27 protein-coding genes, 1 tRNA gene and 1 pseudogene are annotated in these 25,020 nt (G+C 69.5%); 15 read left to right on the plus strand and 14 right to left on the minus strand.

Annotated features, from left to right (window positions below; translation table 11 throughout):
• Positions 1-80 precede the first annotated feature (80 nt).
• The 3 genes from ABIS05_RS14660 to ABIS05_RS14670 all read right to left on the minus strand — a co-directional run bounded on the left by ABIS05_RS14660 (position 81) and on the right by ABIS05_RS14670 (position 2,831).
• A tRNA-Leu gene (locus ABIS05_RS14660) sits at positions 81-165 on the minus strand.
• Between the two features lie 45 nt (positions 166-210).
• Complete coding sequence (locus ABIS05_RS14665) at positions 211-1,722, minus strand: aldehyde dehydrogenase family protein (protein ID WP_348010742.1); 1,512 nt, start codon at positions 1,720-1,722, stop codon at positions 211-213.
• A 14-nt stretch (positions 1,723-1,736) separates the two neighbouring features.
• Positions 1,737-2,831: a saccharopine dehydrogenase NADP-binding domain-containing protein gene (locus tag ABIS05_RS14670; protein ID WP_348010743.1), complete on the minus strand. Its 1,095-nt coding sequence runs from the start codon at positions 2,829-2,831 to the stop codon at positions 1,737-1,739.
• Positions 2,832-2,952: 121 nt separating this feature from the next.
• On the opposite strand from ABIS05_RS14670, the gene ABIS05_RS14675 reads away from it, so the two are divergent.
• The 3 genes from ABIS05_RS14675 to ABIS05_RS14685 are packed head-to-tail and all read left to right on the plus strand — an operon-like array spanning position 2,953 to position 4,471.
• Positions 2,953-3,408: an Lrp/AsnC family transcriptional regulator gene (locus tag ABIS05_RS14675; RefSeq protein ID WP_348010744.1), complete on the plus strand. Its 456-nt coding sequence runs from the start codon at positions 2,953-2,955 to the stop codon at positions 3,406-3,408.
• An 11-nt stretch (positions 3,409-3,419) separates the two neighbouring features.
• A complete protein-coding gene (locus tag ABIS05_RS14680) occupies positions 3,420-3,992 on the plus strand; it encodes an NnrU family protein (protein WP_348010745.1) in 573 nt (190 codons plus the stop codon).
• An 8-nt stretch (positions 3,993-4,000) separates the two neighbouring features.
• The gene (locus tag ABIS05_RS14685) at positions 4,001-4,471 is read left to right on the plus strand and encodes a GNAT family N-acetyltransferase (protein WP_348010746.1); all 471 of its coding nucleotides are present in this window, start codon (positions 4,001-4,003) and stop codon (positions 4,469-4,471) included.
• Here ABIS05_RS14685 and ABIS05_RS14690 read toward each other — a convergent pair.
• Positions 4,461-5,438, minus strand: coding sequence for a 2-dehydropantoate 2-reductase (locus ABIS05_RS14690; protein ID WP_348010747.1), 978 nt, complete (start codon positions 5,436-5,438; stop codon positions 4,461-4,463). The genes ABIS05_RS14685 and ABIS05_RS14690 overlap by 11 nt on opposite strands.
• Before the next feature lie 76 nt (positions 5,439-5,514).
• On the opposite strand from ABIS05_RS14690, the gene ABIS05_RS14695 reads away from it, so the two are divergent.
• The 5 genes from ABIS05_RS14695 (at position 5,515) to ABIS05_RS14715 (ending at position 9,499) form a co-directional block, all read left to right on the plus strand.
• The gene (locus ABIS05_RS14695) at positions 5,515-7,779 is read left to right on the plus strand and encodes a C1 family peptidase (RefSeq protein ID WP_348010748.1); all 2,265 of its coding nucleotides are present in this window, start codon (positions 5,515-5,517) and stop codon (positions 7,777-7,779) included.
• Between the two features lie 97 nt (positions 7,780-7,876).
• The gene (locus ABIS05_RS14700; protein WP_348010749.1) at positions 7,877-8,287 is read left to right on the plus strand and encodes an SRPBCC family protein; all 411 of its coding nucleotides are present in this window, start codon (positions 7,877-7,879) and stop codon (positions 8,285-8,287) included.
• Positions 8,288-8,307: 20 nt separating this feature from the next.
• The gene (locus ABIS05_RS14705; protein WP_348010750.1) at positions 8,308-8,730 is read left to right on the plus strand and encodes a DUF6970 domain-containing protein; all 423 of its coding nucleotides are present in this window, start codon (positions 8,308-8,310) and stop codon (positions 8,728-8,730) included.
• A gap of 98 nt (positions 8,731-8,828) precedes the next feature.
• Positions 8,829-9,032, plus strand: coding sequence for a hypothetical protein (locus ABIS05_RS14710; RefSeq protein ID WP_348010751.1), 204 nt, complete (start codon positions 8,829-8,831; stop codon positions 9,030-9,032).
• A 32-nt stretch (positions 9,033-9,064) separates the two neighbouring features.
• Positions 9,065-9,499 carry a VOC family protein gene (locus ABIS05_RS14715; RefSeq protein WP_348010752.1) on the plus strand — a complete coding sequence of 145 codons (435 nt, stop codon included), beginning with the start codon at positions 9,065-9,067 and terminating at the stop codon, positions 9,497-9,499.
• 35 nt (positions 9,500-9,534) lie between these two features.
• On the opposite strand, the gene ABIS05_RS14720 is transcribed toward ABIS05_RS14715, so the two are convergent.
• The 6 genes from ABIS05_RS14720 to ABIS05_RS14745 form a co-directional block, all read right to left on the minus strand.
• Entirely contained in the window at positions 9,535-10,614 is a 1,080-nt protein-coding gene (locus tag ABIS05_RS14720) for an SAM-dependent methyltransferase (protein WP_348010753.1), read from the minus strand.
• Positions 10,615-10,780: 166 nt separating this feature from the next.
• Positions 10,781-12,859 (minus strand): EAL domain-containing protein, encoded by a 2,079-nt coding sequence (locus ABIS05_RS14725; RefSeq protein WP_348010754.1) that lies wholly within the window; start codon positions 12,857-12,859, stop codon positions 10,781-10,783.
• On the minus strand, positions 12,856-13,638 hold the full coding sequence (locus ABIS05_RS14730) for a uracil-DNA glycosylase (RefSeq protein ID WP_348010755.1): 783 nt from the start codon (positions 13,636-13,638) through the stop codon (positions 12,856-12,858). The genes ABIS05_RS14725 and ABIS05_RS14730 overlap by 4 nt, the downstream gene beginning before the upstream one ends.
• 216 nt (positions 13,639-13,854) lie before the next feature.
• Positions 13,855-14,337, minus strand: coding sequence for a ribosomal protein S18-alanine N-acetyltransferase (rimI, locus tag ABIS05_RS14735; RefSeq protein ID WP_348010756.1), 483 nt, complete (start codon positions 14,335-14,337; stop codon positions 13,855-13,857).
• Positions 14,334-15,032 (minus strand): tRNA (adenosine(37)-N6)-threonylcarbamoyltransferase complex dimerization subunit type 1 TsaB, encoded by a 699-nt coding sequence (gene tsaB, locus ABIS05_RS14740; RefSeq protein ID WP_348010757.1) that lies wholly within the window; start codon positions 15,030-15,032, stop codon positions 14,334-14,336. The genes rimI and tsaB overlap by 4 nt, the downstream gene beginning before the upstream one ends.
• A 70-nt stretch (positions 15,033-15,102) precedes the next feature.
• Entirely contained in the window at positions 15,103-15,597 is a 495-nt protein-coding gene (locus tag ABIS05_RS14745) for a TspO/MBR family protein (protein ID WP_348010758.1), read from the minus strand.
• A 180-nt stretch (positions 15,598-15,777) separates the two neighbouring features.
• Between ABIS05_RS14745 and ABIS05_RS14750 the strand changes: the two genes are divergently transcribed.
• The 5 genes from ABIS05_RS14750 (at position 15,778) to ABIS05_RS14770 (ending at position 19,663) form a co-directional block, all read left to right on the plus strand.
• On the plus strand, positions 15,778-15,951 hold the full coding sequence (locus ABIS05_RS14750) for a hypothetical protein (protein WP_348010759.1): 174 nt from the start codon (positions 15,778-15,780) through the stop codon (positions 15,949-15,951).
• A 222-nt stretch (positions 15,952-16,173) separates the two neighbouring features.
• On the plus strand, positions 16,174-17,322 hold the full coding sequence (locus tag ABIS05_RS14755; RefSeq protein ID WP_348010760.1) for a GGDEF domain-containing protein: 1,149 nt from the start codon (positions 16,174-16,176) through the stop codon (positions 17,320-17,322).
• Between the two features lie 120 nt (positions 17,323-17,442).
• Positions 17,443-18,132 carry a signal peptidase I gene (gene lepB, locus ABIS05_RS14760; protein WP_348010761.1) on the plus strand — a complete coding sequence of 230 codons (690 nt, stop codon included), beginning with the start codon at positions 17,443-17,445 and terminating at the stop codon, positions 18,130-18,132.
• A gap of 144 nt (positions 18,133-18,276) precedes the next feature.
• Complete coding sequence (locus ABIS05_RS14765; protein WP_348010762.1) at positions 18,277-19,248, plus strand: hypothetical protein; 972 nt, start codon at positions 18,277-18,279, stop codon at positions 19,246-19,248.
• Between the two features lie 208 nt (positions 19,249-19,456).
• Positions 19,457-19,663 (plus strand): hypothetical protein, encoded by a 207-nt coding sequence (locus ABIS05_RS14770; protein ID WP_348010763.1) that lies wholly within the window; start codon positions 19,457-19,459, stop codon positions 19,661-19,663.
• Between the two features lie 28 nt (positions 19,664-19,691).
• Here the strand turns inward: ABIS05_RS14770 and ABIS05_RS14775 are convergent, their stop codons facing one another.
• Positions 19,692-20,972: an ABC transporter permease gene (locus ABIS05_RS14775; protein ID WP_348010764.1), complete on the minus strand. Its 1,281-nt coding sequence runs from the start codon at positions 20,970-20,972 to the stop codon at positions 19,692-19,694.
• Between the two features lie 14 nt (positions 20,973-20,986).
• Complete coding sequence (locus tag ABIS05_RS14780) at positions 20,987-21,916, minus strand: ABC transporter ATP-binding protein (protein ID WP_348010765.1); 930 nt, start codon at positions 21,914-21,916, stop codon at positions 20,987-20,989.
• A 132-nt stretch (positions 21,917-22,048) separates the two neighbouring features.
• Here ABIS05_RS14780 and ABIS05_RS14785 point away from each other — a divergent pair, with 132 nt between their 5' ends.
• Together ABIS05_RS14785 and ABIS05_RS14790 are read left to right on the plus strand one after the other, a co-directional pair.
• The gene (locus ABIS05_RS14785; RefSeq protein ID WP_348010766.1) at positions 22,049-22,951 is read left to right on the plus strand and encodes a lactate/malate family dehydrogenase; all 903 of its coding nucleotides are present in this window, start codon (positions 22,049-22,051) and stop codon (positions 22,949-22,951) included.
• A gap of 151 nt (positions 22,952-23,102) precedes the next feature.
• Positions 23,103-24,155 carry an endo-1,4-beta-xylanase gene (locus ABIS05_RS14790; RefSeq protein WP_348063272.1) on the plus strand — a complete coding sequence of 351 codons (1,053 nt, stop codon included), beginning with the start codon at positions 23,103-23,105 and terminating at the stop codon, positions 24,153-24,155.
• A 33-nt stretch (positions 24,156-24,188) separates the two neighbouring features.
• Here ABIS05_RS14790 and ABIS05_RS14795 read toward each other — a convergent pair whose 3' ends face one another.
• Both ABIS05_RS14795 and ABIS05_RS14800 read right to left on the minus strand, forming a co-directional pair.
• Complete coding sequence (locus tag ABIS05_RS14795) at positions 24,189-24,851, minus strand: TetR family transcriptional regulator (protein ID WP_348010768.1); 663 nt, start codon at positions 24,849-24,851, stop codon at positions 24,189-24,191.
• Positions 24,852-24,904: 53 nt separating this feature from the next.
• Positions 24,905-25,020, minus strand: a pseudogene (locus ABIS05_RS14800) (IS5/IS1182 family transposase); the annotation flags it as partial.

Below are 25,020 nucleotides of genomic sequence, written 5' to 3' on the forward strand. Positions count from 1 at the left end.
ACATCACTGTGATCGCCGGCCTTTAACAAATATTTCGCAAATTTTAAAACACAGATTTTCAGCAAACTTGCTGTTATCTTTGGTGCCCAGGAGAGGACTCGAACCTCCACGGAGTTACCCGCTAGTACCTGAAACTAGTGCGTCTACCAATTCCGCCACCTGGGCTTTCAGGAGCCGCAGACTATAGCAGCCCTTTTGGCGCCTCGTCTATCAGACGTCGAACTTGACGCCCTGCGCCAGCGGCAATTCGCTGGAGTAGTTCACCGTGTTGGTGGTGCGGCGCATATAGGCCCTCCACGCGTCCGAACCGCTCTCGCGGCCGCCACCGGTTTCCTTCTCGCCGCCGAACGCGCCTCCGATCTCCGCGCCCGAGGTGCCGATGTTGACGTTGGCGATGCCGCAGTCGCTGCCGGCCGCGCTCATGAAGCGTTCGGCCTCCCGCAGGTCGGTCGTGAAGATCGCGCTCGACAGTCCTTGCGGCACGCCGTTCTGCAGCTCGATGGCCTCTTCCAATGTCGAGTACTTCAGCGTGTAGAGGATGGGCGCGAAGGTCTCGTGGCAAACCACTTCGGTCTGCGCCGGCATGCGCACCAGCGCCGGTATGGCGTAGTAGGCCTCGGGGAAGCGGTCGCTCAAAGCGCGCGCGCCACCGGACACCTGCCCGCCCTGCTCGCGCGCGGCGCTCAGCGCGAACTGCATCGCGTCAAACGCCTGCGCGTCGATCAGCGGGCCGATCAAGGTGCCTGGCTCAACCGGCGAGCCGATGGGCAGTTGCGCGCGGGCGCGGTCCAGACGGTCGACGAGCGCGTCGTGAATGCTCTCGTGGACGATGACGCGACGCGTCGTCGTGCAGCGCTGGCCCGCCGTGCCGTAGGCACCGAACAGGATGCCACGCACGGCCAGGTCCAGGTCGGCGCTGGGCGTGACGATGATGGCGTTGTTGCCGCCCAGCTCCAGCAGCGAACGGCCGAAGCGCGCCGCCACGCGCGGGCCGACGGCGCGGCCCATGCGGGTGGAGCCGGTGGCGCTGACAAGGGCAACGCGGGCGTCGTCCACCATCGCTTCGCCCACATCGGCGCGGCCGATGATCAGCTCGGACAGGCCGTCAGGCGCAGCGTTGCCGGCGGCGCGATAGGCCTTCAGCGCACGCTCGAACAGCGCCTGCGTGGCCAGCGCCGTCAGCGGCGTCTTCTCACTCGGCTTCCACACGCAGGCATCGCCGCAGACCAGCGCCAGCGCCGAGTTCCAGGCCCACACGGCGACGGGGAAGTTGAACGCCGAGATGATGCCGACCACACCCAGCGGCAGCCACTGTTCCATCATGCGGTGGCCGGGGCGCTCGCTGGCGATGGTCAGGCCATGCAGCTGGCGCGACAGGCCGACGGCGAACTCGCAGATGTCGATCATTTCCTGGACTTCGCCCAGGCCTTCGCTCGTCACCTTGCCGGCTTCGATCGAGACGATCTGGGCCAGCTGCGCCTTGTGCGCGCGCAGCTCTTCGCCAAACAGGCGGACCAGCTCACCGCGCTTCGGGGCTGGCACCACGCGCCAGGCCTTGAAGGCCTCGTGCGCACGGCCGATGGCGGCGTTCATGTCGGCTGCGCTGGCGGTGGGCAGCTGGGTCAGCACGCTGCCATCGATGGGCGAGCGCACGGTGAGGTCGCCCGAGCCGGGCAGGTGGACGCCCAGCGCGTCGAGAACGGAGAGGGTTTGTTGCTTCATGCGCGGCATTCTCTTCAGGAGATGGATTCGACCTGGCGGCTCTGTTGATACGCCGAGCCGAAGCGGTTGGCAAGAAAGTCGGGCAGCGCGACCTCTTCCTGGCGCACAAAGCCCTGCTGCGGCAGCCGGCCTTCACGGAACAGATCCACCGCCGCGCAGATACCGGCAGCCGTCGTGATCTGGATGGCGGAGAGCGGCTGGGCGCCGTCGCGCGTGGCGAAGATCTTGCGCGCGAACACTTCCTGCAGCAGCACGCCGTTCTTCATGCCCGACACGGTGACGAACACCAGCACCACGTCCTGCATCGTCGCCGGCATGCTCTTGCGCATGATGTCCTTCAGGTTGCCCTGGTCGCTCTTCAGGCCCAGGTCGCCGAGCAGGAACTGCATCAGGTCGCGGTGGCCGGGATAGCGCACGGTCTTGTAGTCCAGGTTGCGCACCTTGCCGGCCCAGGTTTCGCACAGCGTGCCCAGGCCGCCGGAGGTGTTGAAGGCCTCGTATTCGGTGCCGTCCAGGCTGAAATGCTCCAGGCCCTCCAGCGGCAGCGCAGCGATGGTCTCGCCTTCGTGGATGGCCTCGCAGGGGTGGCAGTACTCGTTGATGAGGCCGTCGACCGACCAGGTCAGGTTGTACTTGAGCGCATTGGTCGGGAAAGCCGGCAGCGCGCCGACGCGCATCTGCACGTCGCGCACCGAGTCGAAGCCGCTGGCCAGGTGGTGGGCGACGATGCCGATGAAGCCCGGCGCCAGGCCGCACTGCGGCATGAAGGCGGTCTTGGCGCCCACGGCCATCCGCTTGATGGCTTGGGTAGCGGCCACGTCTTCGGTCAGGTCGAAGTAGTGGCAGCCGCACTCCAACGCCAGCTCGGCGGCGGTGATGGCCAAGTGATAGGGCAGCGCGTTGACGACGGCGGCCTTGCCGCGCAGTTGGGCCGCTAGCGCGGCGCGGTTATCGCTGTCGACCTCTGCCGTGGCAATGCCCTCAGAAGCCAGCGTCTTCAGGTAGCCGGCGTTCTTGTCGAGCACGGTCACCTGGTAGTCGCCGGTGGCGTGCAGCAGGCGGGCGATGGTCTGGCCGATGTGGCCGGCGCCAAGCAGGGCGATCTTCATGGGTGACTCCAGGCGGTGTTTTGCGTGGAGGGGAACTCTAGGCAGGGTCGATGACGAAAGAAAGCGCTGCTTCGACGAAAGCGTTTGATGTTTCGCCGTTTCGTCGCGATGATTCGCCGAAATGACTGACGCCCCCCTAAATGCACCCGACGACTTCGACCGTCGGCTGATCCTGCTGCTGCAGGCCAACGCCCGCGAAAGCACGGCCACGCTGGCGCGCAAGCTGGGTGTGGCGCGCACCACCGTCGTCGCGCGCCTCGCCCGGCTGGAGTCCAGTGGGCGCATCGTGGGCTACACGGCGCGGCTGGGTGGCGACGAAGCCGGCCGCAGCGTGCAGGCGTTTGTCGGTATCACCGTCAGCCCCAAGGCCGGGCGCGAGGTCGTCAAGCGGCTAGCAGAACTGCCCGAGCTGCGCCAGCTCGCGTCCGTCAGTGGTGAGTTCGATTACATGGCGCTGCTGCGCGCCGACACTACGGCCCGGCTCGACGCGCTGCTCGACGAGATCGGCGACATCGACGGCGTGCTGCGCACGAACAGCTCAGTCGTCTTGGCCTTGCGCGTTGATAGACAAACTTGACGGAGAACTCGATGATCTGGCTCGCCCTCGGCCTCACACTTTTCCTCGGCATCCACCTGACCCGCGCGCTGGCGCCACGGTGGCGAGACGCGCAGATCGCCCGCCTGGGCGACAAAGGCTGGAAGGGCCTTTACACCGCGGTGTCCCTCGTCGGCTTCGGGCTGATCCTGTGGGGCTACTCGCAGGCTCGGCTCACCCCCGTCGTGCTGTGGCCAGCCATTCGCGGCATGAACCACCTCGCGGCGCTGTTCATGCTCGTCGCCATGATCTTGTTGGCCGCCGCCTATGTGCCGCGCAACCACATCAAGGCGCGGTTACAGCATCCGATGACGCTGTCGGTCAAGGTCTGGGCGCTGGCCCACCTGTTGGCCAACAACACGCTGGCGGACGTGATGCTGTTTGGCAGCTTCCTGGTCTGGGCCATCCTCGTGTTCCGCGCCGCGCGGCGCCGCCCGGGGCCGCTGCCCGCCGCCGGCAGCGCTGCGGGCACGGCCGCCACCGTCGTGGTCGGCCTCGCGCTGTGGGCCTTCTTCGCGTTCTGGGCGCATGCGGCCTGGCTGGGCATCGCGCCGCTGGGCCGGTGATCCGGCCTGTGACGGCTGCCGACGCAGCCGCCTTCGTCGCCGCCGCACAGGCCAGCCGCCGGCTGCACCAGCCATGGGTACAACCGCCGCGCGACGTCGAGTCCTTCGCGCGCTACCTGGCCCGCTTTGACAGCGTGGCCAACCATGGCTTTGTCGTCGAGGCCGATGGAGATCTGGCCGGTGCCGTCCACCTGACGAACATCGTCATGGGCGCGTTCCGCAGCGGCTACCTGAGCTACTACGCCTTCGCCAACTTCGAGGGCTGCGGGCTGATGACGCAAGGGCTGAATGTCGTCGTGCGCCATGCGTTCAAGGACCTGGGCCTGCACCGGGTGGAAGCCAACATCCAACCGGCCAATGCCGCCTCCATCGCGCTCGTGCAGCGCTGCAGCTTCCAGCTGGAAGGCTATTCGCCGCGCTACCTGAAGATCGGTGGCCGCTGGCGCGACCACGAGCGCTGGGCGCGCATCAAGGCCTGACCCGGCAACCGTCCATCAGCCGCGTCAGCCCCAGCAGCGCATCCAGCATCGGCGTGGCCACACCCAACTGCTGCGCCAGCTCGCGCGGCGCGCTCAGCAGCGCATCGGTCTCGATGGCGCGGCCGGCCTCGATGTCCTGCAGCATCGACGTCTTGAACGCGCCCAGCGACCGGGTGATGGCGTGGCGGTCCTGCGGCGTCTGGGTGATCGGGCAGCCCATGCGCTCGCCCACCTGCGCGGCCTCGGCCATGATGGCCGTCGTGAACTCGCGCACCAGGTCGTCGGACAGGATGCGGTCGGTCGTCGCCCGGGTCAGTGCAGACACAGGGTTCGTCGTCATATTGCCCCACAGCTTGTACCAAGCCTCGCGCTGCACGCTGTCCACCGCCTTGGCGCCCAGGCCCGCGCTCACAAGCAGCGCCGCAATCTCGTCGAGGGAGGCGCTGCGGCCGCCCGCCGCTTCGCCCATCAGCAGGCCATTGCCCATCACGTGCTGCACATGCCCCGGCCCGTTCAGGAAGCAGCTCGCGTGCACGACGCAGCCGACGACGCGCTCGGGCGGGATCAGCGCGGCGATGCGGCCGTCCGGGTCCACGCACTTCAGCGTCAGGCCCGGCGTCGGCAGCCCGGCGGTGAACCACCAGGGCAGCCCGTTCAGCGCCGTCAGCACGCGCGTGTCGGGCCCGCAGAGCTGCGCGACCCGCGCGGCCACGCCGGCGATGGCCGGCCCCTTGACGGCGAGGATGACGAGGTCCTGGGGGCCGAGTTCGGCAGCGTCGCTCCTGACCCGAAGCGGTGCCCGCCAGCGCGCGTCGCCGCTGTCCAGCTGCAGGCCCTGCTCGCGCACGGCGGTGAGCGTGTCACCGCGTGCCAGCGCACTGACGCGCAGACCCTCGACACGTTGCAGATGCGCGGCCAACCAGCCGCCGATGGCCCCGAGGCCGACGATGCAGACGTCCTTCAACATGGGGATCAGTCTCGCATGAAGGCTTGTCCGGCCGGGGGCCAGCGGCCATCATCCGCCGACCACTCAGGAGACGCCCATGGCCACCTCGGCAAAGACCAAGAAGCCCGCAGCCGCAGCCAGCAAGGCGAAGGCCGCGACCAACGCGACGCCCATCCCCAAGCTCGACGCCCGCCCCGACCGGCTGGACCTGCGCGACCTCGTCTACCGCGCGCCGCTGCGCTCGCTTCCCGCCCGCTGGCCGCTGGACGCCGACCTGAAGAAGCTGCTGCCGGCCTACGTCAAGTCCGGCCGCATCCTCAACCAGGGCAACGAGGGCGCGTGCACCGGCTTTGGCCTGGCCTGCGTGACCAACTACCTCTATTGGCTGCGGCACATCAATGCGTCGCCGCGCAGCCGCTCCGCGCCCGACGCCGTCAGCACGCGCATGTTCTACGAGCTGGCCAAGCTCTACGACGAATGGCCGGGCCAGGACTACGAAGGTTCGTCCTGCCGCGGTGCGCTCAAGGGTTGGCACAAGCACGGCGTCTGCTCGTCCACGCTGTGGCCCTATCCGCTGGACGCCAACGGTGGCGGCGTCTTCCAGCGCCCCTCGGCGGGCTGGGACGAGGATGCGACGCGCCGGCCGGTCGGCGTCTACTACCGCGTCGACAAGAAGAGCGTCGTCGACATGCAGGCGGCCATCTACGAGATCGGCTCCGTCTACGTGTCGGGCGACGTGCATGACGGCTGGGGCCTGGGGGAGTCGGCCATGCCGGCCAGCCACGACAAGCTACCGCGCATCGCCGGGATGACGCAGAAGACCGGCGGCCACGCCTTCGCGCTGGTGGGCTACAACGAGCGCGGGTTCGTCGTGCAGAACAGCTGGGGCACGGGCTGGGGCGCGAGCGGCTTCGCCGTGCTGGCCTACGAGGACTGGGTCACCAACGGCACCGACGCCTGGGCCGTGGCGCTGGGCGTGCCGCAGGACCTGTCGGACGTGCAGGCTCGCCCGCCGGCCGACGTGAAAGCGGTCAAGGGCACGAAGGTCGCGGCCCGCGCGGCCAGCGGCTTTCGCGTCATGGCCGGCCGCGGGCTGGCCGATGTGGGCGCCACGCTGAGCCATGGCGACAACCCGCGCGACGACCCCTGGCCCGTCAACCACGCCTTCGAGCACAAGCCCTACCAGCCGCTGCGCACCGACGAGGCCTACACGCACACGCTGGTCTCGGGCAATGACGGGCAGCTGATGTCGACCGACTTCACCCGCGCCCGCAGCGACCGCGAAGGCCTGGCGCGTGAGATCGTCGTCGAGCGCCCCACGGCCTGGTTCAAGGGCAGCAAGAGCAAGACCGTCAAGCTCGCCCTCTACGCCCACGGCGGGCTGAACTCCGAGATCGGCTCCGTGCAGCGCATCCGCGTGCTGGCGCCCTACTTCCTGGCCAACGGCATCTACCCGCTGTTCTTCACCTGGAAGACCGGCCCCGGCGAGACGCTGAAGAGCATGCTGGAGGACCTGAAGCACCGCATCGTCGACTCGGACGACCGCAGCGCCGGCTGGCTGGACCGGCTTCGCGACGTGGCCGCCGAGGCCAAGGACCGCGCCATCGAGGCCGTGGGCCGCCAGTTTGCGCGCGGCATCTGGAGCGAGATGCGCGAGAACGCCGAAGGCGGCGCGACGCCCGACCATGTGCTCGACCTCACCGCCCGCCTGCTGCGCGAGCTGCGCGACACGCTGGCCAAGAGCGGCAAGACGCTGGAGATCCACCTCATCGGCCACTCGGCCGGTTCCATCCTGCTGGGCCACCTGCTCGGCAGGTTGGGCGGGGCGAACGTCGTGCAGGCCGCGAGCTGCGAGCTGTATGCCGCCGCCTGCTCCAGCGGCTTCGCCTTGAAGCATTTTGGTGCCGCCCACGAGGCCGGCGTGCTGTCCGTGAAGGCACTGCGCCTGCACGTGCTCACCGACGCCAACGAGCGTGCCGACGGCCTGCCCAACGCCGAGCGCGACATCTACGGCAAGTCGCTGCTCTACCTCGTGTCTCGCGCGCTGGACGACGTTCGCAAGCAGCCCCTGCTGGGCATGGAACGCGCGCTGATGAAGCCCGATCCCGCCTGGTTCGACGACCAATGGACGATCGAACTCGACGGCAAGCCCAACGCCGACGTTGCCGCGTGGCTCAAGCTTTGGCCCGCTGGCGAGCTGCTGAACCGGGTCACGAAGCCCAAGGTGCGCACGACGAAAACCGGCGACCAGATCGACGCCAGCCACGGCAGCTTCGACAACAACATCGACGTGCTGACCGGCACGCTGGAGCGCATCCGCGGCGGCGCGCTGGTGGCGCCGATGGAGTGGCTGGACTACTGAGCCGCAGCCGGGCCAGCACGCGATGAACATGTCCGGAACCGGCCAGCAAGCCCCGGGGTGACTCGACAGAATGGGCGGCATCTCTTCTGGAGCAGCCATGGCTTCCATTCACCGCGACATCCTTATCGACGTGCCCGCCACCGCTCTCTGGGACGCGCTGCGCGACGTTGGCGCCCTGCACACCCGGCTCGTGCCCGGCTTCGTCACCCACTGCGAGATGGACGGTGAGGCGGCGCGCCAGGTCCGCTTCGCCAACGGCGCGGAGGTGCGTGAGGTCATCGTCACCGCGGACGATACCGCGCACCGCATCGTCTGGTCGGCCACGGGCGGGCGGCTGACGCATCACAACGCCTCGGCCCAGGTGCTTGACGAAGGCGACTCGTGCTGCCGCGTCGTCTGGATCGCCGACCTGCTGCCCGACGCGATGGCGCCGGCCATTGCCGGCATGATCGAAGCCGGCCTGCAGGCGATGAAAGCCCATGCCGAGAAGGTGGCAACGGCAGGCTGAGCTCGGCATACTGCGCCGCCATGCGCATGCCTAGGAACTCTCCTGCCCACCGGATTGCCGGCATCGTCGTCGGCGTCGGCATCGTTCTGGCCGCTGTCGCAGCCTGCAGCGCCTTTGAATTCGGCGAGCCGGCGCCCTTGTCCACCGCCCAGCCCAACGCCGCCGTTCGCGAGCGCATCCGCGCCTTCGAGGCCGATGCCCGCCCGCCCGTGCTGGACGTGACCTCCTTCGTCGGCCCGGACGACCGCCCGGTCTATCTCTTCACGCCGTTGTGCTGCGACCAGTTCAACCCGCTCTACGACGCCGAAGGCCGCTTCATCTGCGCGCCGTCCGGCGGCTTCGGCGGTGCGGGCGACGGCAAGTGCCCGGCGTGGGCACACGGTGTGGCACGCAAGCTGCGCCTGCCCCAGCCCCCGGGCGAACAGTCCCAGCCACCGCGCTGACGGGCGGAGCGTCGAGAATCCCGCGCATGCCCGCGTTCTTGACCTGCGATAACGCCCACCGGTCTCACCTCAACATCTAGCCTGCTCCGCGGCGATCCATGGACACATCCACCATCCTCTGGGGCCTACTGTTCGGCTCCATCGGCGCCGGTTACTTCTTGTACGGCAAGAAGCAGCGCGCCTGGGTGCCCCTGTGCTGCGGCATGGCGCTGATGGTGTTTCCCTACTTCATCGCCAACATCTGGCTGCTGGTCGGTGCGGGCGTTCTGCTCTGCGGCATTCCCTATTTCTACCGGCCCTGACGCGGGCAGCGGCAAGCCGTGAAAATGCGCGCATGAAATATCTCCACAGCATGGTCCGCGTCGAGAACGTCGACGCCTCGATGACCTTCTACCGCGACGCCCTCGGCCTGCAAGAGGTCAAGCGCTCCGAGAGCGCCGCCGGCCGCTTCACGCTGATCTACCTGGCCGCCCCCGGCGATGAGGACGCGCAGGTCGAGCTGACCTACAACTGGCCCGATGCCGACGGCAAGGCAGAGGCCTACACGGGCGGCCGCAACTTCGGCCACCTGGCCTATGCGGTGGACGACATCTACGCGGCCTGCCAGAAGCTGATGGACCACGGCGTGACGATCAACCGCCCGCCGCGCGACGGCCGCATGGCCTTCGTGCGCTCGCCGGACGGCATCTCCATCGAGCTGCTGCAGCACGGCCCCGCGCTGGCCCCGGCGGAGCCGTGGGCATCGATGCCCAACACTGGCAGTTGGTAAGGCTCTCGGCAGACAAGAACCCAAGCAAAGCCAATTCAGAGCTTGTGGCTGCGGTCGCCGCGCTCGAAGCCCATGGCGTCGAACGGTGCATCGAGTGGTGCGAAGCCGATGACCTTGAACAGCTCGCCCATCTCGTGCTCGGCCAGCAGGCGGTGGGCCATGGCGCGCTCGCCCAGTGAGGCGCCGGTCAGCAGATCGGCGATGCCGCAATTGAGCAGAAAGTTGGCCTGGCTGGTGTAGCCCAGCACGACAAGCCCGGCGTCTTGCCCGGCCAGCGCAATGCTGGTGAAGTTGACGTGGGCCGTGATGTCCTTGTCGCCCACGGCCAGCAGCGGGTCAGCATCGGCCAGGTGGGCCTGGTGGCACATCAACGTGCCGCCGTGGCGCTGCGGGTGGTAGTACTCGGCCTCGGGGAAGCCGTAGTCGATGAAGAAGGCCGCGCCGCGCTTGAGCGAGCCGGCCAGCGTGCGCACGAAGGCCTCGGCCTGCGGGTGGATCTCGGTGACGGTGCCGGGCACCAGACCGGTCTCCAGCGGCGGGCGCAGGTGGCTGTCGCGATCCTCGAAGGCAAAGCCCAAGCCCTGGGACACGACACCGCGCTCACGCCAGACCTCGCCGTCGAAAGCGACGAGCTGCACGGGCATCGCGTCCAGCACCTCGTTGCCGATGACGACGGCTTCGATGTGCTCGGGCAAGGTGTCCAGCCACTCGACGCGGTCACCCCAGTGCGCCAGCCGCTCCCGCTGGCGCTCGCGCAACTCGGCCGACAGCTCGACGATGCGGTAGCGCTGCAGGCCCGCGTCCAGCGCGTCCAGCTCGGCGATGAGATGCGCCGCCAGCGCGCCCGAGCCGGCGCCGAACTCCATCACGTCGCGGCAGCCGCTCGATGCAAGCGCCTGTGCCAGCTGCCGGGCCAGCGCGCGGCCGAACAGCGGCGACATCTCCGGTGCGGTGACGAAGTCCGAGCCCTCGCTGGGCATCTGGCCGAACTTGCGTCGGCCACCGGCGTAATAGCCGAGGCCGGGTTCGTAAAGCGCCATCGCCATGAAACGGTCGAAGGGCAGCCAGCCGCCGGCAGAAGCAATCTCGGCGTGGATCTTCTTGACTAAAGGCATCAGCGGTTCCGACTGCACTTCGCGCCGCCGGGGCCGAGCGCCGGGCCGCCCCAAGCCGGCCCGATGGCGGCTGCTCGCGGCTCAATGCCGTGAGCGGCCGCGTCCCCGCGGGGGACCGACTGGGCTTGCCCGCGTGCAGCGGCAAGACCGGGCGAGGGGCGTACGTTCACCGCGCCCGCACCCAGGCCTCGAACTCCGCCGCCGGCATCGCCAGCCCCACCAGCTCGCCCTGTATCTGCTGGCAGCCCCAGCTCGCCAGCAGCTGCCATTGCGCCGCGGTGCGCACGCCCTCGGCGGTGACGGTCAGGCCCAGGCCCACAGCCATCTGCACGATGGCGCGGGTGATGGCCTGGGCACCGACATCGTCGGGCAGGCGCATGGTGAAGCTCTGGTCGATCTTGAGCTTGTCCAGCGGCAGCTCGGTCAGGTGGGCCAGCGAGGTGTAGCCGGTGCCGAAGTCGTCGACCGACACCGTCAGCCCCATCGCGCGCAGCTGCGCCAGCGTGGCGGGCGCGTGCTCGATGTCTTCGATGAGCATGCGTTCGGTCAGCTCCAGTTCCAGCCACTGGCCCTTCGCGCCGGACTCGTCCAGCACGCGCTTGACCGTGTCGGCAAACCCCTCGAGGTGGAACTGCATGCGCGACAGGTTGACGGCAATGCGCATCGGCCCGTGGCCGGGGGCCTCGCCGGTGATGCCCTGCTCGCGCCAGCGCCGCGCGGTGGCAGCGGCCTCGCGCATGACCCATTCACCTAACGCCAACATCAGGCGGTGGCGCTCGGCCACGAAGATGAAGGTGTCGGGGCTCAGCAGGCCGCGCTCTGGGTGCCGCCAGCGCAGCAGCGCTTCGGCACCGGAGAGCTGGCCCGTGGCCGCGTCCACCTGCGGCTGGAAGAACAGCTCGAACTCGTTGCGCGTCAGGCCCTGCGCCAGCTCGGCTTCCAGCACGAGGTCGGCATAGGCCGTCTCGGCCAGTGCCGGCTCGAAGAACTGGTAGGTCGCCCGGCCACGGGCCTTGGCGCGGTACATGGCCGTGTCGGCGTGCTGGATGAGTTCCTCCGCCTGGCGCCCGTCCTCCGGGAAGACGGCGACACCGATGGACGGCGTGACCGACAGCGCGCGGCCGTCGGCCTTGACGGGCACCTCGACGACCGACAGCAGCGCCTCCAGCACGACGACGATGTCGGCGCGGCTGTCCAGGTCGCTCAGCAGCACGACGAACTCGTCGCCGCCGAAACGGCCCACGACATCGCTGCCACGCAGCGCGCCGGTGAGGCGCTCCGAGACCGTCGTCAGCACCTGGTCGCCCTCCAGATGACCCAGCGAATCGTTGACGCGCTTGAAGTTGTCCAGGTCGATGAACAGCAGCGCCAGCATCTCGCTCTTGTGCTCCGCGCGCTTGAGCGCCAGCGCCATGCGCTCCATGAAGGCGCTGCGGTTGAGCAGGCCGGTCAGCCCGTCGTGATGCGCCAGATGCTGGATGCGCGCCTCGCTGGCGAGGCGGTCGCGGATGTCGCGCACGATGGCCATGCGCAGGCTCTCGCCGTCTCGCTCCATCGTGCGCATGATCAGCTCCACGGGGATGCGCGTGCCGTCGCGGTGCAGGATGGCGGTCTCGTAGCGCAGCTCGCGGGCCAACCGCATGACCTCGCTGACCTTGGGTAGCTCGTCCTCGGCGACGAAGCTCAGCACATGCCGGCCGATCAGCTTCTCCGGCGGATAGCCCATCAGTTGGCAGAGCGTCGGGTTCACGTCGGTCATCAGGCCTTCGCGGTGGAAGAGGATGCCTTCGACCGTGGCCTGCATGAACTTGTCCAGCCGCGCCTCGGACTCGCGCAGCTGGCGCTCGGCCAGGCGGTGCTTGGTGATGTCGTTGACGAGCACGCAGCTCGCCACGGGTTCGCCGTCTTCGCCGATCTGGGGGATGAGGTGGACCTCGATCCAGCGCGGCGTGCCGTCGGCCTCGGGCAGTTCACGCTCATAGCTGACGGCGACGCGCTCGCTGAGCACGCGGTCCACGGCCGGCTGGATCAGCGCTGCCGCTTCAGGGCCGATGACGTGCGCGAAGGTCTTGCCCAGGATGCTCTGCTCGGTCTGCCCGAAGGCCTCGGCATAGCCGCGGTTGGCGAACAGGCAGAGCTGCGTCTTGGCGTCGTAGAGGGCGATCCAGGCGGGCAGGTAGTCGGCCAGCAACTTGAAGCGCGCCGCCTCGACGGAGCGGAGGGTGTCGACCACGTTCACTGTCATGTCGTCAGGGTCGCTCGGGCAAGACAAAGATCGTCCCAGGCGCCGGCCTTGTCGGCGGGCGAACGCAAGAGGTAGGCCGGGTGGTAGCTCACCACGACGGGTAGGTCACGCCAGGCATGCACGCGGCCGCGCAGCCGGCCGAGCGGCTCGCCCAGGCCCGTCAGCCTGCGTGCGGCCTGCAGGCCCAAGGCCAGTACGAGGCGAGGCTGCAGCAGCTCGATCTGGCGCGCCAGCACGGCCTCGCAGGCGTCCAGCTCGGCAGGCAGCGGCGCGCGGCCACGCGGCGGGCGGCACTTGATCAGCGGCGTCACGAAGGCGGTGGGGCTCTCACCCAAGCGCGTCTGGCCGGCGGCCAGCAGCATGCGGTCCAGCAGCCGGCCGGCGTCGCCGCTCAAGGCCTGGCCCGAGGCATCGTCGCCGTCGTCGGGCGGGTCGGTGATGACCAGCCACTCAGCCCGCTGCACGGCGCCATTGCCGTAGACGGCATTGCGACGCTGCTCGCACAGGCTGCAGGCGCGGCAGGTGGCGACGGCATCGCGCAGCGCGGGGGCGTCCAGGCCGGCGAAGGTGGCGGGCACGGCCGTGGCAATGCGGGCCGGCGCAGCAACGGGCGGAGGTGGCCGTGAAATCACCGGCGCTGGAGCTGGAGCTGGCGCGGCAAGCCGCTCGACGAGAGCGACCTCGGGCTCATCAACCCGCTCGACGGCCTCGGCCGCGCGCACCGGCAAGCGCAAACCCATCTCGGCCAGCATGGCCCGCTGACGTTCGTCCCAGCTCACGTCAGTTACTCCCTTGCGGGCCGAGCGCCGGGCCGCTCCCAAGCCGGCCAGTCTCGGCGATGTGCGGGCGGCTCAATGCCGCACGCATCGCCGTCCCCCCGGGGGCTGAGGCCGGACACGGCAAGTCCCGCGGACTTGTCGTGCCTGCCGAAGGGCAGCCGCTCTGCCGGCTGCGCGGTCTGCAAGACCGGCCGAGGTAGTCCTTGGACGAGGGGCTCATGCAGGCACTGAAAAGCTCATCAGCACCGCGTCCTCGCGCGGCCCCTGCTGCACGGGGTAATAGGCGCGGCGCCGGCCCACCTCGGCAAAGCCGTAGCGCTGGTAGACGTCCCGCGCGCGCTCGTTGCCGACGCGCACCTCCAGCCACAGCTGCGTGAGGCCGCGCTCGCGGCAGGCAGCCACGAGCCGGTCCAGCATGGCCACGGCCAGGCCACGCCCCTGCCAGGCCGGCACGACGGTGATGTTCAGCAGGTGCATTTCATCCACGCCCGGCATGGCGACCCAGTAGCCCAGCAGCACGGCACGCGGCCCGCGCAGCACCTCGGCGGGGTAGCCGGCGGCCAGCGAGTCGACGAAGTTGCCGTGCGTCCATGGCACCGGGTAGGCGACGCGCTCGACCGCCATGACCTCGGTCAGGTCGGGCACGCGCATCGCGTCGGCCTCCCAGGGCGGCGCCTGGCGGTCCAGCTGGGCGCTCACTGCAACGCCTTCAGCGCCCGCTCGGCCGTCGTCAGCGCGACCTTGTCACGCACGTAGACGGGCAGGGCCTCGGCAGCGTCCAGCGTGTCGCCGCGCTGCCAGGCGGCCAGAGCGAGGGCGCCCAGCGCGGCGGCGCGCGAACGGGCCTGCGGCCAGGCGTTGGCCAGCGTGCCCAGCGACCCCAATGCGGCGGCATATTCAGTCAGCGCCGAGCCGGCCACGGCGGCCGGCTGGCCCCAGTGGGCTGCCAGCGCGGCGGGGGCGTAAAGGGCGGGCGCTTCGACGGCGACCCAGGCGCCGTTCGCCCAGCGGTAGTGCGCCGCGTAGATCTCGCCGATGCGCGCGTCCATCGCCACCCAGATGTCGTCGCCGGCGCCCTGGGCGCGCGCGTCCTCGGCCACCAGCATCAGGCTGTCGATGGCCAGCACCGGTTTGTCGAGCCCAAAAGCCAGGCCCTGCGTGACCGAGCAGGCCGTGCGCAAGCCCGTGAATGCGCCGGGGCCCTGGCCGAAGGCGATGGCGTCCAGCTCGTCCATCTGCAGGCCGACAGCGGCCAGCAAGGCCTTGATCTCGGGCAGCATGCGCGCCGACGCCTGCGCGCCGCCGGCCGCCTCGAACAGCTTCGTCTGCCCCGGCGACACGAGGGCCAGGGCCATCGTGTCGGTGGAGCTGTCGAGAGCGAGCAGAACGGGCATCGGGGCAGTTTACCGTCGGGGTCGACGGCGCCTGCCTTCGACGCGGCCGCCAAAACCCCCTAGAGCAGCCCTAGAGCAGGCCTGGATTGCGCTGCCACACGGCCCACGTCAGCGCCGACGCGAAGCTGACCCAGGCCAGGTAAGGCAGGAGCAACAGCCCTGCCAGTCGGCGGATGCGCCAAAAGGCGGCGGCGGTGATGGCGACGAGGGCCCACAGCAGCAGCACCTCGGCGAATGCCCAAGCGCCCTGGTTCCAGCCGAAGAACAGCCACGACCACAGCGCATTTGCCGCCAACTGCATGATGTACAGACCGAGCGCGCCGTCCACGCTCTGCGATGGCCGCTCGCGCCACACCAGCCAGGCGGCAATGCCCATCAGCAGGTAGAGCACCGACCACACCGGGCCGAACACTGCGGCCGGCGGCGCCCAGCCGGGTTTGACCAACTCGCCGTAGAAGGCCGCCGCGTCCATGGATGCGATGGCGCCCAATGCCGCCGCCACGAAGGTGAGGGCCAGCCAGCCCACCAGCCCGATGACCTGGATCCGCGTTGAATTTCTCAGCATGGCCACCTCCCGATAACGAATCCTGTGAGCGGCACGATAGCCGCTGCCCTGACTGCCACCTGACGGCGCACGCGTGCAAACCCGGTAGGAACGGGACTACGGTGCGCTTGAGCCAAGTCCGACCGCCGCGTGGCAATTGCCGGCCTAGAGTGCTTCGACACATCCCCAAGTGGAGTTGACATGTCCTTCGTTCTCTACCTCCTCGGGCTCGCGGTGCTGCTCGGCGGCATCGCCTGGGCCCTGATCACCGCCGGCCTGGCGGCCACCTACGTGGCCATCGCCTGCCTCATCGTCGCCGGCATCGGCATCATGATGGCCGTGTCGCGGACGCGGTTGAAGGACCCGCCGAATTGAAATTTTGACCCCTCGCCCAGCCTTGCCCTGCTGAACGCGGGCAGCCTGGTCGGTCCCCCGAGGGGACGGCGATGCATGCGGCGTTGAGCCGCCTGCATCGCCATGACGCGCCGGCTTGGGAGCGGCCCGGCGCTCGGCCCGAAGGCGGGAGCCAGGAAGTGCCGCAGGTCATCGGTGACACTCCGCACCTCTGCCACGCCGCGAAACCCGCCGGAGCCTCTCTTGACTGCGCAACCGCTGCTGATCGCGCTCGTATCGGTGCAGTTTTTAGTGCACGCACTGATCTGGGCCATGACTGCCCGCATGACGCGGCGTTGGCATGCGGCCGAGGGTCATTTCGCGCTGTTCTGGCTGCTGCTGGCCCTCGGCCTTGCCTTGTTCGTGCCGCCCTGGGCCAGTGGCAGCGCGCCGCGCAATCTGGCCGACCTGCTCATCGTCGCTGCGTCGATGTTCGAACACCGCGGCCTGGCCCTGCACTGGGGCCGGCGGCCCGGCTGGCGGGTGTACGCGCTGGGGCTGGCAACCGCCGCAGCCGTGATCGCCGCGAGCTTCCTGCTTGAGAACGGCCACGGCGTGCGCGTCGCCGTCGTCTGCCTGGGCTGTGCCACCCTGATGCTGGCCAGCGTCAGCCTGGTGTGGCGCTTCGGTCGCGCGGCTACGCCGCTGTTCGCACCCCTCGCTGCGGCTGGCTACGGCCTGCTGGGCGCGGCCCTGCTGGTGCGCGGCGTGCAGGCTCTGGTCGTCGGCGCCACGACCAAGATTTCCATCGACGCGCCCGGCCACGCCAACATCCCACTGGCCATCGCCGTGCTCTTTGTCGGCGGCCTCATCAACCTGGCCCACATCCGCCTCGTGCTCGGCCGCGTGCTGGACCTGCTCGGCCAGCAGGCCAAGACCGACGAGCTGACCGGCGCGCTGAACCGCCGCGGCCTGCTGCAGCAGCTCGAAGCTGCGCACGCGGGCGCGCTGCAGGGCAAGACGGGCTACGCGCTGATGATGGTGGACGTGGACCACTTCAAGAAGATCAACGATCAGCACGGCCACGCCGAAGGCGACCATGTGCTGCAGGGCATCTCGGCCAGTCTGCGCAGCGCGGTGCGCAGCGACGACCGCGTCGGCCGCTGGGGCGGCGAGGAGTTCTGCGTGCTGCTGCCGCGCACGCCGCTGCGGGATGCCGAAGCGCTGGCCCAGCGCGTGGCGAACCATGTGGCGGCGTCGAACTCGGGCATCCGCGTGACGGTCAGCATCGGCGTGTCGGAGTACGGCCCGGCGGACCTGGACCTGAAGACCGTCATCCGCCGCGCGGACGATGCGCTCTACCGCGCCAAGGCGACGGGGCGCAACCGCGTCGTCACGGCGGAAACCGCCTGACGACGGCCCAAGCCGGCGCGTCTGCGCAGCTCATTCGCCGGATTCACCGTTCAACCGGCCGGCCCTGCCGTTCGCCCGCTGCGCCGGCCGCACCGCCGCCGCCGCACGCAGCATGGCGGCATGAAAAACCTCCACCACACCCTCAAGGCCAACCGCGGCTTCATCGTCTTCCTGCTCGGCTTCGCGCTGCTGCGAACGGCCGTGGCCGACTGGAACCCCATCCCCTCAGGCTCGATGCGCCCGACGCTGCTGGAGGGCGACGTGGTGCTCGTCAACCGGCTGGCCTACGACCTCAAGCTGCCCTTGACCGACGTGGTGCTGCTGCCGCTGGGCGAGCCGCAGCGCGGTGACGTGGTGACGCTCAGCTCGCCGGCTGGCGGCACGCGCCTCATCAAGCGCATCGTCGGTCTGCCGGGCGACCGCATCGCGATGCAAGAGGACGTGCTGATCCTGAATGGCCAGCCGCTGAGCTACACCGACAAGCAAACGCACGGCGAGACGGTCGTGCCCGGTTTTGTGGTCGACGCCGTGCGCGCCAGCGAAGACCTCGGCGGCCGCCCGCATGCCGTGCAGTTCCTGCCGTCGCTGCGCGCGCGGCGCAGCTTCGCCGAGGTGACGGTGCCTGCGGGCCACTACTTCCTGCTCGGCGACAACCGCGACAACAGCGAGGACTCGCGCTTCATCGGCACCGTGCCGCGCGAGAAACTCATCGGCCGTGCCCACCATGTGCTGGTGGCGGCCGACTGGCTGGGCGAGGACGGCTGGCGCATGGCGCCCAGGTTCGGGCGCTGGGTCATGGCGATCCGCTAGCCGCAGGCCAGTGGATGTTCTTCTTTCGTCACCCCCAGCCGGTGGTTGATTCGAGGCCGGTCGCGGAACTTTCCATGCGGTGCGAACAGCCGGTTCCGCCGGCCGTGCTGCGCTTGCTACCCTCCCGGCCCCAGGGAGAGTCTGATGATCGTTCCGAGCTACTGGGCCGAAGCCCGCACCACCACGCGAGCGAAAGGCCGTGACATCACGCTGCGGCGCTTTGGCTGGTCTGACAGCAGCGCGGCCGACGCGCAAACCCAGGCCGAACTGCGCGTAGCCGAGGCGGCACAGCGGGCGGCCAGCGGCGAGACGGTGCCGCGCCGCGACCTGAAGCTGACCTACAACGGCGCCCAGGGCCTGCCCATCCGCGAGGAGGTGCTGGCCCGGCACGGCGAGGCGGTCATCACGCGCAACGCCTATGGCGCGCGTTGCCTGAACGTGCCGGACCTGCTGATTGCGGATGTGGACTTCGGGACCGAGCCGCCCCTGGCACTCCGCGTGGGCCTGCAACTGCTGTTGATTGGCGTGAGCGGGGCTGTTCTGCTTGCGCTCACTGTCGGCGTGGTGGGCATCGTCGGCGCCATCGGGAGCTACCTGCTTGGCAGCGTGTTCACCCACGGTCTTGCCAAGCGTCGGACCGACGCCAGCGAGGCGCGCGCGCAGCAGCGCATCAGCAATTTTGTGGCGCGCCACGCCGACTGGCGCGTGCGCATCTATCGCACGCCGGCCGGCCTGCGGCTCATTGCGACGCACGCGCGCATCACGGCCGACGCAGCACAAACCCGTGAGTTCTTCGATGCCGTCGGCACCGACCCCATCTACGCCCGCATGTGCCTGAACCAGCATTGCTTTCGCGCCCGCCTGTCCGCCAAGCCCTGGCGCATCGGCATCCCCGATCACCTCAAGCCGCGCCCCGGCGTCTGGCCCATCCGCCCGGAGCGCCTGCCCGAGCGCGAAGCCTGGGTCAGGCGCTACGAGCGCGAGGCCGAGGCCTACGCGGCCTGCCGCTACCTGGAGACGCTGGGCCATGGCCGGGAAGATCCCGATCTGCTCGCGCTCGTCGCGCTGCACGATGCGGAGTCCAAGGCGCTGGACGACATCCGGCCGCTGGCTTGATGCCGTTTCCTCAACCGACCTCCGGGAACCCCATGCTCTTCAAAAGACGCATCGCCCACGTCACGCAGACGCGGACGCCGAGCATTCCACACGCTCACAAGCTGTATCAACCGCCCGCCAACCGTCCGTCAACCGCCCGGGCGTGTCAACGTTCAGAGAGTGCCGACAAAAACAACCCGTCGGCCCTTTTTTGACGGAAACATCGACCATGACCACGCTGACTCTCACCTTCAACGGCCCCTCAAGTCAGGCCCGCAAGGCACTTGGCGGCCTGCTTCAGCGCTACCGCTCCGCCTATTTTGTGGAGCGCAGCAGCAATGAATACGCGGTGACCGCCGACGAGGTGACCGCCGCAGAACTCGCACGCCAACCGCTGTGGTCGAGCCAGCTGGCGCAGGTGCAAACACCGCGCTGAGCGCGTGGGGCAATGCCCCATACCGCCCTCACTCCTCCCACCGAAACCGCCACACCGCCACCGCCATGAACACGGCGGTGAAGCCCAGCATCACGGCGCTCGGCAGCAGCGCCTGCGAGAACGGCTGACCGCGCCAGGTCATCGCGTCCAGCGCATCGACCGCCCAGCGCGTCGGCACGGCCAGCGACACGGTCTGCAGCCACTCGGGGAAGATGAAGGCCGGCACCCAGGCGCCGCCCAGCATCACCATCAGCAACGTGGCCAGGATGGCCAAGCCGCGGGTGGCCTCGGGCGTGCGGCCCAGCGCGGCCACGAGCAGGCCGAAGCTGGCCGTCAGCAGCGAGAAGCACACCAGCACCAGCGCAAAGCCAGCCGGGCTACCCAACACGCGCACGCCGAACGCGGCAATCGCCACCGCGTAGATGACGGCGAAGACGATCAGCGAGATCAGCGCGCTGGCCGTCACGCGGCTGCCCAGCAACTGGGTGCGCGACAGCGGCGCCGCGCGCAGCCGCTTCCACAGGCCCAGGCGGCGCATCAGCAGCAGGCCCACGGCCATGTCGATGCCGCTCATCAGGATGAACTGCACGCCCATGCCGGCGAAGGAATGGGCATAGCTGTTGTAGGCCACGGGTGCGGCGTTGGCGCTGGACTGCACGGCCTCGATCTCGCGCGTAGTGTAGGGCATGGACAGGCCGGCGGCCGGGGGCGCCGAGGCACCCGACGCCGTGCCGCCGGGCTGCTGCACCTGGCCGATGGCGTCGAACATCTTCACGAGCTTGTCGCGCTCGCCGTCGGGCATGCCGCTTGCGCTGCGCACCTGGCGTTCCATGTCGCCCAGGCCTGCGGGGCTGAAGGTTGAGCGGCTGACCTCCTGCATCAGCGTCTGCGCCAGCAGCCCGCGCACGACGGCCAGCGCGCTCGCCTGCGAGGGGTCGTAATGCAGCGCGATCTCGGGCTTGGTGCCGCCGAACATCGCACCGCCGGCCTGCTGCCCGAGGCCCCTGGGCAGGATGGCCACGGCCCGCAGCTTGCCGGCGCGCACCTGGGCCAGCGCGTCGGCTTCATCGGTGACCGTGGTCTTCAATGAGGCCTCGCCCTGCAGCGCCGCGACGACACGTTGGGACAGCGGGCTGCCGTCCAGGTCGACCACGCCGACGGCGATGCCGGCCATCTTGGCTCCGGTGCCGAACAGGCTGCCGAAGAAGGCGGCGATGAGGATGGGCGCGACGATGCTGAGCAGCACCGCGCGGCGGTTGGAGAAGTGCAGCTTGAGTTCTGCACGGACGAGGGCGAGCAAGGCTTGCATGGTGTCGGTCCCGATCAGTCGCGCAAGGCGCGGCCGGTGAGTTGGAGGAAGACGTCTTCGAGCGTGGCCCGCGCCGTGGCCAGGCCGCGCACTTTCACGCCGCGTTCGGCGAGTGCGGCGAGCACGGCGCCGGTGTCGCGTGCGAGGTCGGCCACGCTGACCTCCAGCCGCTGGCCCACGCGCTTCACGCCTGGCAACCCTTGCAATGCTGCGTCGTCCGGCTCGCCGTCGATCTCGACATGCAGCGCCTGCGCCGCCGGCAGCAGCGCGTACAGCTGGGCCTGCGTGCCGCTGGCGACGACGCGGCCGTGGTCGACGATGACGATGCGGTCGGCCAGGCGCTCGGCCTCTTCCATGTAGTGCGTCGTGTAGATCAGCGCCTTGCCGGCGGCCTTGAGCATTTCCAGGTTGTCGAAGATGGCGTTGCGGCTCTGCGGGTCGACGCCGGCCGTGGGCTCGTCGAGCAGGATGACCTCGGGGTCATGGATCAGCGCGCAGGCGATGTTCAACCGCCGCTTCATGCCGCCGGAGAAGGTGGACGGCTTGTCCTTGGCGCGGTCGGTCAGGCCCACCATGGCCAACACCTCGTCGGCGCGGCGCTTCAGCAGGTCGGGCGGCATGCCGTAGAGGGCGCCGAAGAGTTCGAGGTTCATGCGCGCGGGCAGCTCCTCGTAGAGCGCGATGTCCTGTGGCACCAGGCCGATGCGGCGCTTGTAGCCGGCCTCGTCCGACGCGAGGTTCACGCCGCCGGCCAGCGTCACCGTGCCGGCATCGGGCGCGGTCAGGCCGCAGATCATGCCCACCGTCGTCGACTTGCCGGCGCCGTTCGGGCCCAGCAGGCCCAGCACCTCGCCGGGCCGCAGCGCGAGGCTGACCTCGTGCACGGCCACCCGGTCCCCGTAGGCCTTGCGCAAGCCCTTGGCCACCAGCACTTCGTCGTTCATGACGCACCCCTCTGTGTCGAATTGGGGCGGATGCTAGGCCGCACCCGGCCCGCTCCGCAGGGGCTCGTGACGGACGGCGATACGGCTGGGCGAATCGACAGCGCCCGGCGCGAACGGCCCATACTGCGCCGCATGAAAGCACGCATCGGCGTCATCGGCACGGGCTGGGTTGGCACCAGCGTCGCGTTTTCCACGCTGCTGGCAGGCCATGCCGGCGAGCTCTGGCTGCACGACGCGCGCGGCGCCGTAGCCGAGGGCGAGGCCATGGACCTGTCCGACGGCGCCGCCTTCTACCCGCGCTGCGCCGTCAGCGCCGTGCCGCTGGCACAGATGCGCGAGGCCGACATCGTCGTGCTGGCCGCCGGCCGCAACGGCCGGCCGGACGAAAGCCGCCTCGAACTGCTGCGCGACAACGCCCGCATCGCCGCCGACTTCGGCCGCGGGCTGGCCGGCTTTGGCGGCATCGTCATCGTCGTGACCAACCCGGTGGACGTGCTGACCCGCGTCGTCCAGGCCGCCAGCGGCCTGCCGCCCGAGCGCGTCATCGGCACCGGCACCCTGCTGGACACGGCGCGGCTGCGCGAGCGGCTGGCCGGGCGCCTGGGCGTGGCGCCGCAGTCGGTGCATGCCCAGGTGGTGGGTGAGCATGGCGACTCGTCCGTGCCGCTGTGGTCGGGCGCGCGCGTGGGCGGTGTGCCGCTGCGCGACTGGCCGGGCTGGCAGGTGAGCGAAGAGGCCGCGCTGGCCCAAGCCGTGCGCCGCGCGGCCTACGAGGTCATCCGGCGCAAGGGCGCCACCAACCACGCCATCGGCCTGGTCACGGCCGAGCTGATCGGCTGCATCGTGGGCGACGAGCGCCGGCTGCTGCCGGTCAGCCGTGTGCAGAGCGACGGCGTGGCGCTGTCGCTGCCGGCGCTGGTGGGCGCGGGCGGCGCTGTGGACGTGGTGGCGCCGGGCATGGACACGGCCGAGCGCGAGGCGCTGGCAGCGTCGGGCGCGGTGCTGGAGCGGGCGTTCGCGTCGCTCGCCGGCTAGCGAGCCTCCAGCCAGCGAATGGTCACCCTACCATGCGCTCTTTCTCTTCCGCCTCGCCAACATGCCCCTCGTCTGCCCTGACCGTCGCCGCCTGCTGTTGAGCGGCCTTTCCCTTCCCTGGCTCGGCGCCTGTGGCGGCGGAGGGAGCGCCGTGGCGAGCGCAGCGCCCGCACCGGCGGCACCAGCCGCAGACATCCCTGCGCTGAAGACCTATTTCGCCGCCAACTTCAAGATCGGCATGGCCGCCGACCCCAGCGGCTACAAGAACGCCATCGCCAACCCGGTGATCCTGCGCCACGCCAACTCCATCACCGGCGAGAACTGCTTCAAGCCCGCCAGCCTGGGCGTCTCCCCCGGCGTCTACAACTGGGCCACGGCAGACGAGCTGGCCGCCTTCGGCGCGGCCAACGGCCTGGGCGTGCGCGGCCACACGCTGTGCTGGCATTCGCAGACGCCCGACTGGTTCTTCACCGGCACCGCGGCCGAGGTGCGCGCCAGGCTTGAGACCTACATCAGCGATGTCGTGACGCATTTCAAGGGCAAGGTCTACTGCTGGGACGTCGTCAACGAGTGCACCAGCGACGACGCCAGCTCGCCCTACCGCAACTCCAAGTGGTTCCAGCTCCTCGGGCCCGACTACATCGAGATCGCCCTGCGCGCCGCCCGCGCCGCCGACCCCGACGTGAAGCTCTTCATCAACGACTACGGCACCGAGGACCCGGCCAAGTTCTCGCGCCTGATGACCATCGTGTCCGCCCTGCAGGCCCGCGGCGCGCCGCTCGACGGCATCGGCCACCAGCTGCACGTAAGCACAACCTCGCCCACGGCTGCCAACGTCGACAACGCGCTGCGCAGCGTGGCCGCCAAGGGCCTCATCAACCACGTCACCGAGCTGGACATCTCGCTCTACAACGACCCCGGCTCCTGCTTCGCCAGCAAGACCGGCTGCGCGGCCGACATCACCGGCGACGCCACGCTGCTGTCCGCCGCCCTCAAGGCCCAGGCGCTGCAATACCGCGCGCTGTTCAACGTCTTCAAGCAGCACCCCAGCCTGCAGAGCGTCACCACCTGGGGCATCGCCGACAACAGCACGTGGTTGTCGGGCTTCCCGACGACGCGGGGGAACCGGCCGCTGCTGTTTGACGTGGCGGGGCAGGCCAAGCCGGCGGCGCGGGCGATCACGGATGACGCTTTCGTGCCTTGACGCGCGCCGGCCTTGCGCCGCCGGCAGCAGCCGTCAGGGGCCTGCCCTTGTGTTGCGCCGTTCCTGGCCGAGCGTCGCCGTGAGGTAGCCACGCAGCATCTCGCGCAGTTCGGCCTGCGCGGCGCGGGCGGCGGCGGGCGTGTCGGCGGCAGGGTCGTCGTTGAGGGCCACGACGCTCTTCATGACCTGCTGCACCGCCGTGGCCACCGCCATCAGCCTGGCCTTGCCGAGCGAGGGCGCGTGCGGCGCGAGGATGGCGATCAGCTGCAACCGCATGCTCCGGCGCACGCCGAGCACGATGGTGTCCGGCGCCCCGGGCGAGTCGGCCAACCGCGCGAAGGATGGATGGGTGGCACGGAAGTCGACCAGCGCGCCGGCCAGCCGCCGGGCCAGCTCGTCCACCTCCCAGCCGGGGCTGGCAGCGGCCATGGCGTCGAGCCGCGCGCTCAGATCGACCGCCTGCTGAGTGATCAGCGCCTGGGCAATGGCCTGCTTGGTTGGGAAGAACTGGTAGAGCGAGCCGATCGACGACTGCGCCGCAGCGGCAATCTCCGTCGTCGTCGCGGCGTCGTAGCCCTTGTCGGCAAACACGCTGGCGGCAGCGGCCAGCAGCACCTCCACTCGCGCATGGCCGCGCTGACGCCTGGCCGTACGGGGGCCGGCTTCTTCGCTTGGTGTTTGTGAGGATTTATTCATAAAATAGGATTCATGAGTGATTCCTCACGAATTTGGACTCCCATGCTAAGAGCCTATCCGTAAATAATGTTTATTGTCAGCGGCACCTTGCGGAACGCGATGATCGCTGCGGCGATGTGGTTGAGCGCGAGGAAGCTGCGATCGAGTTTCTCGTATCGCACGAGCAGCT

The organism is Roseateles sp., from assembly GCF_039929605.1.
Classification (GTDB): domain Bacteria; phylum Pseudomonadota; class Gammaproteobacteria; order Burkholderiales; family Burkholderiaceae_C; genus Pelomonas.